This is a genomic window from Pseudomonas sp. S2_A02, assembly GCF_054668495.1.
The window spans coordinates 228,955-243,265 of the sequence record NZ_CP162776.1 but is presented as its reverse complement, the minus strand read 5'-3'; the positions used below and the strand labels follow the sequence as shown (position 1 = coordinate 243,265).

Below are 14,311 nucleotides of genomic sequence, written 5' to 3'. Positions count from 1 at the left end.
GACCGGATCACAGCCCACCGATGTGGAAGGCTTTGACTTCAAGGTATTCATCCAGGCCGTACTTGCTGCCTTCGCGACCCAGACCCGATTGCTTGATACCGCCGAATGGGGCGACTTCCATGGAAATGAGCCCGGTGTTGAGACCGATCATGCCGAACTCCAGCGCCTCGCCGAACCGCCATGAACGGCGCAAGTCCTGGGTAAAGAAATAGGCGCCCAAGCCATAAGGCGTGGCATTGGCAAAGGCCAGCGCTTCTTCCTCAGTAGTAAAGCGCATCAGCGGTGCAACCGGACCGAAGGTTTCTTCGTTGGCCAGCAACATCCCGGCATGGGCCTCACCGAGCACCGTCGGCTGGACGAACTGGCTGTCACCCTCGGGGATTCCGCCGCAGAGCAAACGCGCGCCCAGGCTCAGGGCATCGTCGATGTGTCGGGCAACCTTGGTCACCGCCGCGGCATTGATCAGTGGGCCGATGGTCACGTCGGCGTCCAGGCCGTTGCCGACCTTGAGCTTGCCCACCTCTTCTACCAGGCGCTGGGCGAAGCGTTCGTAGATACCGTCCTGCACCAGAATCCGGTTGGCACAGACGCAGGTTTGCCCGGCGTTGCGGAACTTGCTGAGCATGATACCGGCCACTGCCTGCTCCAGATCAGCGTCGTCGAACACAATGAACGGGGCGTTACCGCCCAACTCCAGGCTCAAGCGCTTGATGTGTTCGGCGCTCTGGCGCATCAGCAGCCGACCGACAGCGGTGGAACCGGTGAAGGAGATCTTGCGCACCGTCGGGTTGCCGGTCAGTTCTTCACCGATGCCGGCGGGCATGCCGGTGACGACGTTGAACACCCCGGCCGGAATGCCGACCCGTTCGGCGAGTACGGCCAGAGCCAGCGCCGACAGCGGCGTCAGGTCCGAAGGTTTGACAATGATCGTGCATCCGGCGGCCAGGGCTGGCGCGCACTTGCGGGTGATCATCGCATTGGGGAAGTTCCAGGGGGTGATCGCGGCGCAGACACCGACCGGTTGCTTGAGGGTGAGCAAGCGGCGGTCGCCACTGGGGGCCGGGATGGTTTCGCCGTAGACCCGTCGGGCTTCTTCAGCGAACCATTTGACGAAGCCGGCCCCGTAGCGAATTTCGCCCTTGGCTTCATTCAGCGGTTTGCCCTGTTCGCAGGTCATGATCAGCGCCAGGTCGTCGAGGTTGTCGACCATGGCCTGATACCAACGTTCCAGCAGCACCGCCCGCTCTGCCGCCGGGCGCGCGCGCCATGCCGGCCAGGCGCGGTCGGCGGCTTCGATGGCGCGTCGGGTTTCGCTGCCTTGCATCGCGGGTACGCGAGCGAGCAACTGGCCGCTAGCCGGGTCGATGACGTCCAGGGTGGCGGCGTTGTCGGCGCTGATCCACTGACCGTCGATGTAAGCGAGTTCTACCAGCAGGCTGGGGTCTTTCAGGCGATTCTTGAGCATGGTCGAGTCCTGTTCCGAGACAGCCTTCAGTCTATTGGGTCGTCCCGGACGAGGATGCTGAAAGCGCCGCCCCAGCAGCTGTCGAATGCTGAAAATCGGTATTCGACAGCAGGCTCTACTGTTGGTGTTGGGGATGGATATTGTCGCGGTCAGACGATGCAGTGCTTGACGATGTCATTTTAGTTCGCAGGGCAAGGCTCGGCGGCACTCGGCCGGGGACTCTGGAAGCGAACTACGGGGACTCACTGTCGGGGCCTGGTGGTTGGGAGTACATATCGTTTCTGCGGTAACGGCCGCTGGCGGTTTCGCTTTTACAGCGAGTCACTTTCGAACAGCGCGAAAGTAACCAAAGCGCTCTTGCCCCGCCATTCGGTGCCTCGCCTAGGCTCGGCATGCCATAACGAAGGCATTGCTCCGGGGGCCCGCCGCCATCGGCCATCCATGGCCGGGGGCGGCTACCGCGGCATCCTTGCCGCGGTGCCCCTACGCAACGCCTGCGTTCGGCCTCTGGGAAAGGGGCAGCAGATCAAAAGCCAAAGCAACGGCAACGGCAACGGCAACGGCAACGGCAAGATCAACAGCTTCGCGAGCAGGCTCGCCACACTGATCGTTCCCACGCTCCGCGTGGGAATGCCGCCGGGGACGCTCTGCGTCCCGCTGTCGATGCAAGGCGTGAGTCCTGCGCAATGGTGACGCGGAGCGTCACGGGATGCATTCCCACGCAGAGCGTGGGAATGCATCCCGTGTACGCGAAGGCGTTGAAGAAGCAGGTCGGCCGGTAGACGCCTCGCAGTGCTGTTGCGGTGCACGCCCCCTCGAGAGGCACCGAACGACAGGGGCAGAAGCGCTTTGGTTACTTTCGCGCTTTTCGAAAGTGACTCGCTGTAAAAGCGAAACCAATAGAAGCCGTGACCACAGAAACGGATATGTACACCGATCAACGTTCGGTGTCAGCAAGCGGAACCCTAAAGCCGCATCGAGCCCAACAACCCTTGCAGGAAATGCTCGCCGGCTTCGATCTGGCTGATCTCGATGAACTCGTCAGGCTTATGCGCCTGTTCTATCGAGCCCGGGCCGCAGACCACCACCGGCACATCCAACCGCTGTTTGAACAACCCGCCCTCGGTGCCGAAGGAGACCTTGGCGGTACCGGTATCCGGCGCGACAAAGTTCTTCAGAAAACGCACCGCTTCAACACTCGGATGAGTATCGAGGCCGGGATAGATGTTCAGGGTTTCAATTTCGATATCCGCCACGCCGGACAGCTTTTTGGCTTCGCGCACGATGACTTCGGCACGCTCGCGCATCTGTTCCAGGAACTGATCCAGGTCATCCGCCGGCAAGTTGCGCACTTCGAAATCCAGGGTGCACAGGTTCGGCACGATGTTCAGCGCCTTGCCGCCGACAATTTGCCCGACATGCACGGTGCTGTAAGGCACATCGTAATCCGCATCCTGGGCGCCCTGCACTTGCAGTTGCTGCTGGCTCTGACGCAGTGCCGCGATGAAATCGCAGGCCACGTGAATTGCATTGACCGAACGCGGTGCCAGCGATGAATGCGCCTCCAGACCGCGACAGTAAGTGCGGTAAGAACCCTTGCCCTTGTGCCCGAGCACGAACTGCATGTTGGTCGGCTCACCGATCACGCACAAAAATGGCCGCACCGGCACCAGGTGAAGCACGTCGAGCAAACGCCGCACACCGACGCAACCGATCTCTTCATCATGGGACAGCGCCAGTTGCAATGGCCGGTTCAAGGAATGGTCAGCGGCATCGAGCATGGCGTCGATAGCCAGCGCGATAAAGCCCTTCATATCGCAACTGCCACGACCATAAATCCGTCCGTCCTGCACCGTCGCCTCAAACGCTGGAAAGGTCCAGGCCTGTCCCGCTGCGGGAACCACATCGGTGTGTCCGGACAGCAAAATCCCCGGCACTTCACGTGGACCGGCACTGGCGAACAAGTTGGCTTTTTTTCCGCTTTCATCCTCGACGATCAACGACTCGATGCCCTTGGTCAGCAGCAGATCGCGCACGTACTCGATCAAGGCCATGTTCGACTCCGAAGAGACGGTGTCAAAGGCCATCAGACGCTTGAGAATCTCCAGTACGCGGGGTTTCATGAGGCCTTGCTCCGTTGCTCGGCTGAAGAAGCGAACCGGTTGATGGAGAACGGTAAAATCGAAGTGCTGGTGCTGCCGGTGCTGATCAGTTCCGCCATCACGTCGCCCACGCCCGGACCGAGCTGGAAACCATGGCCGGAGAAGCCGAAGGCATAGAACAAGCCATCAACGGTGCCGCTTGGCCCCATCACCGGCAGAGAATCAGGCAGGTAGCCTTCAATGCCGCTCCACACGCGAATGATGTTGAGGTTGCCGACACCCGGCAGCAGACGACGCATTTGCTCAAACTGATTGAGGATGCTGCGCGGCTCGACCTGAGCCCGACGAGTGAGCATATCGGGCTTGCTGCGGTAGCCGCCACCAATGACGATGTTGCCACGAGGGATCTGGCGGAAATAAATCATCTCCTCGGGAATCTTGGTATAAACGCCGATCACCGTCGACAAGGCGTAAGGCACTGGTTCGGTCACGGCCATTTGCGGGCCGTTGGTCTCAAGCGGCACCGGTTCGCCAAACTGCGCCGAGAGCTTTTGCCCCCAAGCGCCAGCGGTGATCAACAGCTGAGCGGCGCTGAACTGACGACCGTCGGTGGTGCTGATGCTGAACTCGCCGCCAACCTTCTGCACCTCGGCCACTTCAGTGCGCTCTTCGATCTGTGCGCCGAGACGTCGTGCCGCCCGGGCAAACGCCGGCGCGGCCAGACGTGGATTCGCATGACCATCGTGGGGAGCGTAGGAGCCGCCCTTCACATCCGGGCCGAGAAACGCAAAACGCTTGTGCAACTCGTCGCCACGAAAGATCTTCAAGTCCAGCTGCTCCGCCTCAGGGGCGTCTGCGTAGGCTTGCAGCTCGGCGATCTCGTCTTCGCGGTAACACACGCGCAAATGCCCGCTGGCGATGAATTCCAGGTCATCGTCGATCAGCTCTGGCAAACGCTTCCATAACGCCCAGGACCGATTGGCCAACTCAAGCTGCCCGAGGTAACGCCCCTGACGCCGAACATTGCCGAAGTTCACGCCGCTGGCGTACTGACCGATCTGGTCGCGCTCCAGCAAAATCACCGACTGCCCGCGCTGGCGCAGGAAAAACGCCGCCGCTGAACCCATCAGGCCGCCGCCGACAATCACGACATCGGCTTTCTGTACCGTCATGGCGACACCTCCTCGGTGAGCATCGAAAGGGGTTTGACCGGTGCCTGACCGCGCTGACGACCGACCTGTTCCACGCAAACGCCGGCAGCCGCGGCAATCACTTCAGCCCCGGCCTGGGAGCAATAACGCCCCTGGCAGCGGCCCATGCCGACCCGGCTGAAGGCCTTGGCCCGGTTGACTTCGCAGGCCCCCTTCTCACTGACGGTACGGCGCAACTCGCCGGCCGTGATCATTTCGCAACGGCAGACGATCGCTTCGTCCGGCAGCGCTTTGGCCTGGGCAGAAGGCCACGGAAACGCCTGGGCCAGGCCGAGACGAAACTGATCCATTACCGCCAGCGCGTGCCGTTGTTCGTCGCGCAACCCGATGTTCACCGGTTGCTGCAGATCCTCCAGCAGCGCCATGGCCACCAGTCTCCCGGCGTGCTCGGCGGCATCGGCACCGCGAATTTTCGAACCATCGCCGGCGGCATATACACCACTGACCGAGGTCCGACCGTCTTCATCGACAGCCAGCCACCATTGGCTGGAGGCCTCGTCAAAGCGCATACGGCAACCGGCCAGGTCAGCCAATTGGGTTTCCGGGCGCAAGTGATAACCCAGCGCCACGGCATCGCAATCCACCGCCAAGGTCTCACCGCGTGCCGTGCGCACGCGGACGCCACTGACACCGCTGGCCGCATCGCCCAGCACTTGAAGCGGCGAAATGCCCAGATGCACCGGGATCTTCGCTCGATAGAGCTGCGCCAGCAGTTTCATCCCGGTGAACAGCAGTCCGGGGCGCGCCAGCAGTTTCGGCAACGCGCCAATTCGCTTGCTCAACGGCGACGTGTCGAGCACCGCCGCGACGTTGGCCCCGGCTTTCACATACTGACTGGCGACCAGATACAGCAACGGCCCGCTGCCCATGAACACCACGCGGTGGCCGATGGAAACCGCCTGCGATTTGAGCGCGATCTGCGCCCCGCCAAGGCTATACGTGCCCGCCAACTGCCAGCCTTCGATCGGCATCAAGCGGTCGGTGGCGCCGGTGCACAGGATCAGCGCGTCGTAATCCACCGTCGAATGCTTGCCCTGGCTGACGCAGCACAGTTGCCCCGGCGTCAGGTTCCACACCAGCGTGTCCGGACGATAGTCGATCTGCCCGCGCAAGCGGTCGAAGCTCTGGTGCAGGTCGTTTGCCTTGGCGGCTTCGGTGCCATACAGCGTGGCGTAATCGCGGGTAAAACCTTCGGGTTGGCGACGGTAGATCTGCCCGCCATCCCGGCGATTCTCGTCAATCAGGATGGGCTCGAAACCAGCGGATACCAGGGTTTCGGCACAACGTATGCCAGCCGGCCCGGCGCCGACGATAACGACTCGATGAGTGCTCAGCCGCGCAGTGGCCATATCGCCTCCGGTTGTGTGGTGACAATATCCAGCCCTTCACGGACCTCATTGGAACAGGCGCGCAGACGCTCGCCGCTGCGGGTCCAGACCCAACAGTCCTGACACGCGCCCATCAGGCAGAACCCTGCGCGGCGACCCGAATCGAACTCCGATTGGCGCAACGCCGAGCCCTGAGTCAGCAACGCGACCATCAGCGTATCGCCCTTCAGCGCCTCGATAGGCTTGCCGTCTACCTGCAGTTTGATAATGGGCCGGCCCTGTTCGGCCAGCCTTACGAAACGCCCGTTCATGCATAGGCTCCCGCGGTCATGCTGTTTGAATCCTTCTGGGTTTTCAGTAACTCGGCACTGTCGTGATGACAAAGGACTTCACTGCCGCCAACAATCAAGTGACGGTCCGGCGGGACGCAATTGCACAGGCCATCAACCCGCACCGGGCAACGATTGAGGAACGTGCACAGCCCAGGCACATGGGCTTTGGCACCAATGGGCGGCAGCGTGCCGCAGGTCGTTGTTCCGCAGCCTTCCAGCCAGCCCTGGCGCAACTCCGGCACCGAATGGATCAACAGGTCGGTGTAAGGATGGAACGGCGCCTCAGCATACGACTGGCGACTGCCGGACTGAATCTTGTGGCCGCTATACATCACCACAATGTCGTCGCACAGCGCTCGCACGGTGGAGATGTCATGGCTGATGAACAGATAGGACACGCCCAGTTGCTGACGCAGGTCGCGCAACAGTTCAAGAATCGCTGCCCCCACCACGGTATCTAGTGCCGAGGTCACTTCGTCGCACAGAATCAGATCTGGCTTGGCGGCCAGGGCCCGGGCCAGATTGACCCGTTGCTTTTGCCCGCCGGAGAGTTCGTTCGGGCGGCGTTCGGCCATGGTTCGCGGCAAGCGCACCAGATCCAGTAGCTCGCCGATACGTTCGCGCAGCGCGGCCCCCTTAAGTCCGAAATACATCTTCAGCGGACGACTCAGAATGGTGCTGACGCTGTGCATCGGGTTGAGTGCGGTGTCGGCATTCTGGAAGACCATTTGAATGCGTCGGAACTGCTCGTCGGTGCGCGACGACAGGCTGCCACCCAAGGGTTGGCCATCGAAAGTCAGGCCGCCGAGAGCGGGCTCCAACAATCCGGCCACCACCCGTGCCAGGGTCGACTTGCCGGAACCCGACTCACCGATAACGCCGATGGCCTGGCCTCTGCGAACCGTCAGGTCGATGTCTTCCAGCACGCGAATGGCCGGCATGCCTTGCGCATTCTTGTTGCCGTAACCGGCGGTCAGCCCCTGGATGGTCAGCAGCGGCGTCTCTTCGGCGATGCCGCAAGGCGGACGAATCGTCGTGTCCGGCCGTGCCGCCGCCAGCAGGCTGCGGGTGTATTCATGGGCCGGGCCGTTGAGCAAAGGTCCGGTGGCGCTCTGTTCGAAGATCTCGCCGCCATTGAGCACTACGATCTGGTCAGCCATTTGCGCGACCACGGCCAGGTCATGGGAGACGTAGACCGCCGTCGCGCCGCGATCGCGCACTACTCGCTTGAAGGCTCGCAGCACATCGATCTGAGTGGTCACATCAAGTGCCGTCGTCGGTTCGTCGAGCACCACCAGCAGCGGATCGCTGATCAGCGCCATGGCCGCCATCACCCGTTGCAGTTGCCCGCCAGAGACTTGATGGGGATAACGTTGGCCAATGTTATCGGGATCAGGCAGGGCCAGATCGCGGAACAACTCGATGGCCTTGGCCTCAAGCACAGCCCGGTTGCCCAGACCATGAATCAACGCGCCCTCCACCACTTGGTCGATGAGTTTTTTCGCCGGGTTGAACGCCGCCGCAGCGCTTTGCGCGATGTACGACACCCGATTGCCGCGCAGGCCTTGCAGCTCGCTTTCGCTCAACGCCAGCATGTCGTGTTCGCCGATTTGCACCACGCCACCCGCCAGCCGACAACCACGCCGGGCATAACCGAGCAACGCCAAGGCGATGGTGGTCTTGCCGGAGCCAGACTCACCGATCAACGCCAGCACTTCACCTTTTTGCAGGGAGAAGCTCACGCCCTTGACGATTTCCACCTCACCGAGCTCGCCACAGGCGACCACTCGCAGGTCCTGGACTCGAATTAATTCGCTCATTTCAATGGCCTCCCGAACGTCGACTGCGTCGTGAAGACACACGGTCGATAAACAGATTCACGCCAATTGTCAGAGTGCCGATAGCCAGAGCCGGAATCACAATAGCCGGTGCTCCCTGGTTGAGGCCGCCGATGTTTTCGCGCACCAGCGATCCCAGGTCGGCATCCGGCGGCTGCACTCCCAAGCCGAGAAAGCTCATGCCGCTGAGCAGCAGGACGATGAAACCGAAGCGCAAGCCCAGGTCCGTCAGCACCGGGTTAAGCATGTTCGGCAGGATTTCCACGCAGGCGATGTACAGCCGACGCTCGCCGCGAGTACGGGCCACTTGCACGTATTCCAGCGCTTCGATATTCACCGCCATGCTGCGGGCGATGCGGAATGCGCCCGGGGTGAAACTCAATACCGCCGTGCAGATCAGCAAGGTGACCGAGGAGCCGAAGGCCGAGACCATGATCAACGCCAGCATCTTGCTGGGGATCGAAATGAAGGCGTCCATCAGGCGACTGATCAACTCATCCAGCCACTTTGGTGAAACCACCGACAACAGCGCAAAGCTGGTCCCCAGACCGCTGGCCATTACCGCGGCCACCAACGCCAGGCCGACGGTGAATCGTGCGCCGACGAGGATCCGGCTGAGCATGTCGCGGCCCAGGTAATCGGTGCCGAACGGGTAAGCAGCGCTCAGGTTGTCGAAGACATTATCAGAGACCACTTCCCCCACCGGATGTGGCGCCAGCCACGGTCCGAAGATGGCCACCAACAACCAGATCACACATATCGCGGCGCCGATCAGGCCGAGCCAGGACGATCCGTGGGAAACCTTGCCCAACGCTAATTTGGTAGGAGCCGGCGATTTCACAATGAGATTGTTCATTGATTTCTCAGCCTCGGATTGGAAAGAATCGCGCACAGGTCGGCAATCAGCACCAACGTCAGATACGCCGTACAAAACAACATGGTGCAGGCTTGAACCAGTGCCATGTCGCGGTTGGTCACGGCATCGACCATCAGACTGGCGATACCGGGGTAGTTGAAGATCGTTTCAACGATCACCACCCCGCCCAACAGGTAGGAAAGGCTTAAGGCAATGGCATTGGCGATAGGCCCGATGGCATTGGGCAAGGCATGGCGCAGGACGATCCGCATCTTGCTCACGCCTTTGAGCCGGGCCATTTCCACGTAAGGACTGTCGAGCTGATCGATCACCGCCGCCCGGGTCATGCGTGCCATTTGCGCGACGATTACGCAGCACAGCGTCATCACCGGCAACGCGTAAGTGCGCATGAATTGCCAGGGTGAAGTGATGTCACTGGCGTAGGACAACGCCGACAACCAGCCCAGGTTCACCGCGAAAATCAGCACTGCCAGGGTCGCCACCAGAAACTCCGGCACCGCCACCATGGTCAAGGTCAAAAAGCTGAGGAAACTGTCGATACGCCCGCCCCGCCCCATCGCCGAACCGATGCCCAGGATCAACGCCACCGGTACTGATACCAGCGCCGTGGCGGCCGCCAGCATCAGGGTGTTGGGCACCCTCCCCGCCATCAACTCGCTGACCGGCATGGCGTTGGAGACAGACAGCCCCATGTCACCACTGAGCAAGTTCATCAACCAGTGCAAGTAACGCAACACACCAGGCTGATCCAGCCCCATTTTCAGGCGCAAGGCTGCCACTTGTTCCGGCGTGGCGAACTGCCCAAGAGACTGTTGCGCCGCGTCTCCCGGCAGCACCGCCGTGATGGCGAAGACCACCATGGACACAATCAACAAGGTCACGATCGCCGCGCCCAGGCGCCGCCCGATCAACCACAGTGTGTTGCTATTCATCACCCTATCCTCGTGCAATATCGCTGCAGCAAAAACCCGACGTTCATCAAGCGTCCAGCCAGATCTGCTCGGCAAACATGTAGCCCATAAAACCGCCCAGAGGGTTGGTGCCGTAGCCTTTGACTCGCTGATCGGCACCATCGATGTTGCTGATAAACACCGGCACGCCGATACCGCTGTGCTCATGCACCAGGGTTTGCATGTCTGCGTACATCTTGCCGCGCTTGGCCTCGTCGGTTTCGCCTCGGGCTTGTACCAACAGCTGGTCGAACTGATCGTTTTTCCAACCGGACTCGTTCCAGGGTGCTGTCGACTGGAAGAACTGCGAGAAAAGCATGTCGGCATTGGGCCGCGGGTTGATGTTGCCGAAACTCAGCGGGTGCTTCGCCCAATGGTTGGACCAGTAGCCATCGCTCGGCAGGCGGTTGACGTCGAGCTTGAGCCCGGCCTGTTTGGCTGACTGCTGCAACAGCACAGCGATGTCCACCGAACCGGTCGCGGCAGGCGAGCACATCAGCGGCATGGTGATGCTTTCCATACCGGCCTTTTTGAGCAGGAACTTGGCTTTTTCCGGGTCGTAGGCACGTTGTGGCAGGTCGGCGTTGTAGAAGCGCGCACCGGGTGCGATCGGGTGATCGTTGCCTACCCTGGCGTAGCCACGGAATATCGCCGACTTGATCTGCTCGCGGTCCAGCAAGTATTTCATGGCCTCGGTGAATTCCGGGCTTTTGCCCGGCAACTGGTCCTGACGGATGATCAGATCGGTGTAGTTACCCGACGGCGAGTCCACGACCTGATGCTTGGTACTGGCCTTGATACGAACCGTTGAGCGCGGGTTAACTTCGTTGACGATGTGTACGTCGCCCGACAACAGGGCGTTAATCCGTGACGGTTCGTCGGCAATGGCGATGAATTCGATCTCATCCAGATACGGCAAGCCGGGTTTCCAGTAATTGGTATTGCGCACACCAATCGAGCGCACCCCAGGCTTGAATTCCTTGGCCTTGAACGGGCCGGTGCCGATGCCCTGGCTGAAATCGCTCGTACCCTCGGGAACGATCAACATGTGAGAGATGGCAAGAACCGATGGCAGTTCAGCATTGGGGCCGCTCAACTGTATCTGCACTTCATGGGTGCCGTTGGCCTTGACTTCGGCGAACTGCGACGCCAGCGGCAGGACCTTGGAACCGGTGATTGGATCCTTGTGCCGCAACAGAGAAAACACCACGTCGGCGGCTGTCAGAGGCTTGCCGTTGTGGAAGACCACTTCCTTGCGCAGGGTGATCACCCAGAGCGTGGCGTCAGTGGTGTCGATACGCTCGGCCAACTCCAGTTGCGGCACCATATGGCTGTCGAAACGCGTCAGGCCGTTGTAGAACATGTAATGGCGCACGTAGTCGGTGGACGACGAACCTTTGGCTGGATCCAGGGTGTCGGCGGTGGAACTGGACGAGCCTGCGACGCGGATACGACCGCCGGGTTTGCCTTTGCCAGGGCTTGCGGCTTCATCATCGGCAAACAGCTTGCCGGCGGCGCCGAACAGGCTGCCGGCGCCCGCGACGGCCACTCCTGCCAACCCCAGCATTTGCAATGCATTGCGGCGTGACATGCCGCGATTGAGCCCTTCGAAAATGCGCAGACTTTCTTTCCCTGTGATCAACTGGGAGTCGATACTGTTTTTGTTGTCAGTCATGTCAGTTCTACCTTTCGAAAAATGATAAGGCTCGAGTGCTCGCGATTAATCGTGTGAGGCTGAAACGTAAAGCAAATACCTTGAACTCAGTGTAGGTAGTCCTGCAGGCGGTAATACGCACCTACCAAGGGCAGGAACCAGGGCTTGCCGAAATGCCCGGGAATGGCTGGCCAGTCGAGTTCGCGCCAGGGATTGGCTTCGACCTTGCCGGCCATGACCTCGGCCATGACCTGCCCCATGTGCACCGACATTTGCACCCCATGACCGCTGTAACCCATGGAGTAATAAACCCCTCCATGCTGGCCGGCCCGGGGCAACCGGTCAGAGGTCATGTCCACCAACCCACCCCAGCAATAATCGATTTTCACCGCAGCCAACTGCGGGAACATCTGCACCATCGCCGCTTGCAACACTTTGCCGCTCTTGGCGTCGGACACGCTGTCAGACATGGCAAACCGCGCACGACCGCCAAACAGCAAGCGGTTGTCCGGCGTCAGGCGGAAGTAGTTACCGATCATGCGGCTGGTGACATAGGAACGTCGTGCTGGCAGCAAGCTGTCGATCAGGGTCTGCGGTAGCACCTCGGTGGCTATCACGAAACTGCCCACCGGCACGATCCGCCGCCGATACCAACCCAATCCGCCCTGCTGACACGTGCCGGTAGCCAACAGAACCTGTTTGGCATGCAGCGAGCCCTTGGTGGTGTTGACCTGATAGCCGCCGGCACGGGCTTTCCAGTTCGTCACCGACACGCCCTGGAAGATCAACGCGCCGTGACGGGCGGCCGCCTCGGCCAGACCGACACCGAAGCGCCCGACATGCATCTGCACGCCGTTGCGCTGCAGCAAGCCTCCATGGAACTCGGCCGAATTGACTTCAGCGCGGATCTCTTGCGCAGAGAGCAACTCGACCTCGGCATCGACCTCCCGCCGAATCAATTCGCAGGTGCGCGCCAGCCCTTCGTAATGCATCGGTTTGGCGGCCAGTTTGAGTTTGCCATTGCGCTTGAGGTCGCAGGCAATCTGCTCCTGCTCCACCAGCGAGACGACGCTCTGCACGGCGCTCTCATAGGCCAGGTAATAGGCTCGGGCTTTATCCGCACCGAGGCTGGCGCTGAGCGCCGCGTAATCCTGGGCAACGCCGGTGTTGCACTGACCGCCATTGCGCCCTGACGCTTCGCCAAGCACCCGCCCACCTTCCAGCACCACCACACTGGCCCCCTTCAAGGCCAGGGCCCGGGCCGCCGCCAAGCCGGTGAGACCGCCACCGACGATGGCCACATCGACCTGCCCGGGCAACCCACCGAGCTGGGCACCGGTGAATACCGGTGCGGTATCGAGCCAATAGGACTCACTGCCCATGTCTAACCCCTTTTTGCCTTGAAGAGTGCCGTGAGACTCAGAGACCGACCAACCCGGCCAAACCGCCGATATCGGGGATCTGGTGGTAGCCATAGACCGCATTCGCCGGCTGTTCGTGACCACGGGCGACGAAGGCCTTGTTCTTGATCTTCATGTCGTGGGCGGGCATCAGGTCATAACGGAAGCTCGAGGACACGTGCAGAACGTCCTCCGGCCCACAACCCAGGTTATCGAGCATGAACTCGAAAGCAGCCAGGCGCGGCTTGTAGGCCTGGGCTTGCTGGGCGGTGAAGACTTTATGGAAGGGCGCGCCGAGCTTGTCGACGTTGGACATGATCTGCTCGTCCATTGCGTTGGAGAAAATCACTAGCGGAATCTTGTCGGCGATTTTCGCCAGTCCGGCCGGCACGTCGGCATGTGGGCCCCACGTCGGAACGGCGTCGTAGTAGAGTTGGCCTTCGCCTTTGTACTCGATGCCCCAACGTTTGCAGACCCGCGCCAGAGAGGTCTTGATAATCTCATCATACGGCCGCCAGTCACCCATCACCTGATCCAGACGATAGGCGGAGAAGTCCTTGACGAACTGATCCATTTGCCCGGCAGGGACACGATCGGCGAACAGTTCGCGCGTCATGTTTCCCATTTGAAAGTTGGTCAACGTGCCGTAGCAGTCGAAGGTAATAAACTTGGGTCGAAGAAAGCTCATGAGTGCAGTCCTGAATGATGGTTGAAGTCATGACGGGGCAAGCAGTTACTCCGTTCGAGAAGCATCGGGGCAACGCTGCATCACGAATTCATTACAACATCATGAGACCGTGCATAAATCGTTAAATGTGCAGGCCGCTTGGTACAAACCACCGTTTTGCAGGGCTCGCTCAGCAGACTGTGCGGGACGCTCCAGACTCGGGCGTTTCACCGCTGTTTCTGCGCCTTCTCGGGCAGTTATGGTGCGCTGACGAGCCCTGTCTAGCCGCAATCAAGCGGCGCAATCGAGCAGTTTGCTCTGGTTACTAAAAGCTATCGACTAGCAATCACGACCGCCAGCAAGAGGCTTTATCAGACAGGTTACTGACGTAAAAGGAGTCAAATTACGTTGGTGCAAAGTTAGCCCGGCAGATACAGCAGATTGTCCTTTGCAACCTTAAAGAACGGCATATTTTGTCTGGCCTGCT

12 protein-coding genes are annotated in these 14,311 nt (G+C 60.7%); 1 reads left to right on the top strand and 11 read right to left on the bottom strand.

Annotated elements, in window-relative coordinates:
* Nucleotides 1-7 precede the first annotated feature (7 nt).
* Nucleotides 8-1,465, bottom strand: coding sequence for an NAD-dependent succinate-semialdehyde dehydrogenase (locus AB4O41_RS00945; protein WP_460145812.1), 1,458 nt, complete (start codon nt 1,463-1,465; stop codon nt 8-10).
* A 441-nt stretch (nt 1,466-1,906) separates the two neighbouring features.
* Between AB4O41_RS00945 and AB4O41_RS00940 the strand changes: the two genes are divergently transcribed.
* Nucleotides 1,907-2,158: a hypothetical protein gene (locus tag AB4O41_RS00940; RefSeq protein ID WP_460145811.1), complete on the top strand. Its 252-nt coding sequence runs from the start codon at nt 1,907-1,909 to the stop codon at nt 2,156-2,158.
* Between the two features lie 272 nt (nt 2,159-2,430).
* On the opposite strand, the gene argE is transcribed toward AB4O41_RS00940, so the two are convergent.
* The 10 genes from argE to AB4O41_RS00890 form a co-directional block, all read right to left on the bottom strand.
* Nucleotides 2,431-3,588: an acetylornithine deacetylase gene (argE, locus tag AB4O41_RS00935; RefSeq protein WP_460145810.1), complete on the bottom strand. Its 1,158-nt coding sequence runs from the start codon at nt 3,586-3,588 to the stop codon at nt 2,431-2,433.
* Nucleotides 3,585-4,739 (bottom strand): NAD(P)/FAD-dependent oxidoreductase, encoded by a 1,155-nt coding sequence (locus tag AB4O41_RS00930; protein WP_460145809.1) that lies wholly within the window; start codon nt 4,737-4,739, stop codon nt 3,585-3,587. Before AB4O41_RS00930 ends, argE begins: the two co-directional genes overlap by 4 nt.
* On the bottom strand, nt 4,736-6,127 hold the full coding sequence (locus tag AB4O41_RS00925) for an FAD/NAD(P)-dependent oxidoreductase (RefSeq protein ID WP_460145808.1): 1,392 nt from the start codon (nt 6,125-6,127) through the stop codon (nt 4,736-4,738). Before AB4O41_RS00925 ends, AB4O41_RS00930 begins: the two co-directional genes overlap by 4 nt.
* Nucleotides 6,109-6,417, bottom strand: a complete 309-nt coding sequence (locus AB4O41_RS00920; RefSeq protein WP_460145807.1) for a (2Fe-2S)-binding protein — start codon at nt 6,415-6,417, stop codon at nt 6,109-6,111. Before AB4O41_RS00920 ends, AB4O41_RS00925 begins: the two co-directional genes overlap by 19 nt.
* Entirely contained in the window at nt 6,414-8,258 is a 1,845-nt protein-coding gene (locus tag AB4O41_RS00915) for an ABC transporter ATP-binding protein (protein ID WP_460145806.1), read from the bottom strand. Before AB4O41_RS00915 ends, AB4O41_RS00920 begins: the two co-directional genes overlap by 4 nt.
* Before the next feature lies 1 nt (nt 8,259).
* Nucleotides 8,260-9,132, bottom strand: coding sequence for an ABC transporter permease (locus tag AB4O41_RS00910; RefSeq protein WP_460145805.1), 873 nt, complete (start codon nt 9,130-9,132; stop codon nt 8,260-8,262).
* Entirely contained in the window at nt 9,129-10,085 is a 957-nt protein-coding gene (locus AB4O41_RS00905) for an ABC transporter permease (RefSeq protein ID WP_367375436.1), read from the bottom strand. The genes AB4O41_RS00910 and AB4O41_RS00905 overlap by 4 nt, the downstream gene beginning before the upstream one ends.
* Before the next feature lie 46 nt (nt 10,086-10,131).
* On the bottom strand, nt 10,132-11,778 hold the full coding sequence (locus AB4O41_RS00900; protein WP_460145804.1) for an ABC transporter substrate-binding protein: 1,647 nt from the start codon (nt 11,776-11,778) through the stop codon (nt 10,132-10,134).
* Nucleotides 11,779-11,864: 86 nt separating this feature from the next.
* Nucleotides 11,865-13,139, bottom strand: coding sequence for an NAD(P)/FAD-dependent oxidoreductase (locus AB4O41_RS00895; RefSeq protein ID WP_460145803.1), 1,275 nt, complete (start codon nt 13,137-13,139; stop codon nt 11,865-11,867).
* A gap of 37 nt (nt 13,140-13,176) precedes the next feature.
* On the bottom strand, nt 13,177-13,845 hold the full coding sequence (locus AB4O41_RS00890) for a haloacid dehalogenase type II (RefSeq protein WP_007904415.1): 669 nt from the start codon (nt 13,843-13,845) through the stop codon (nt 13,177-13,179).
* Between the last annotated feature and the right edge of the window lie 466 nt (nt 13,846-14,311).

Excerpts from the sequence above, each read along its gene's own strand:
- AB4O41_RS00945 (WP_460145812.1), bottom strand. The coding sequence starts at position 1,465 with ATGCTCAAGAATCGCCTGAAAGACCCCAGCCTGCTGGTAGAACTCGCT.
- AB4O41_RS00940 (WP_460145811.1), top strand. The coding sequence starts at position 1,907 with ATGGCCGGGGGCGGCTACCGCGGCATCCTTGCCGCGGTGCCCCTACGC.
- argE (WP_460145810.1), bottom strand. The coding sequence starts at position 3,588 with ATGAAACCCCGCGTACTGGAGATTCTCAAGCGTCTGATGGCCTTTGAC.
- AB4O41_RS00930 (WP_460145809.1), bottom strand. The coding sequence starts at position 4,739 with ATGACGGTACAGAAAGCCGATGTCGTGATTGTCGGCGGCGGCCTGATG.
- AB4O41_RS00925 (WP_460145808.1), bottom strand. The coding sequence starts at position 6,127 with ATGGCCACTGCGCGGCTGAGCACTCATCGAGTCGTTATCGTCGGCGCC.
- AB4O41_RS00920 (WP_460145807.1), bottom strand. The coding sequence starts at position 6,417 with ATGAACGGGCGTTTCGTAAGGCTGGCCGAACAGGGCCGGCCCATTATC.
- AB4O41_RS00915 (WP_460145806.1), bottom strand. The coding sequence starts at position 8,258 with ATGAGCGAATTAATTCGAGTCCAGGACCTGCGAGTGGTCGCCTGTGGC.
- AB4O41_RS00910 (WP_460145805.1), bottom strand. The coding sequence starts at position 9,132 with ATGAACAATCTCATTGTGAAATCGCCGGCTCCTACCAAATTAGCGTTG.
- AB4O41_RS00905 (WP_367375436.1), bottom strand. The coding sequence starts at position 10,085 with ATGAATAGCAACACACTGTGGTTGATCGGGCGGCGCCTGGGCGCGGCG.
- AB4O41_RS00900 (WP_460145804.1), bottom strand. The coding sequence starts at position 11,778 with ATGACTGACAACAAAAACAGTATCGACTCCCAGTTGATCACAGGGAAA.
- AB4O41_RS00895 (WP_460145803.1), bottom strand. The coding sequence starts at position 13,139 with ATGGGCAGTGAGTCCTATTGGCTCGATACCGCACCGGTATTCACCGGT.
- AB4O41_RS00890 (WP_007904415.1), bottom strand. The coding sequence starts at position 13,845 with ATGAGCTTTCTTCGACCCAAGTTTATTACCTTCGACTGCTACGGCACG.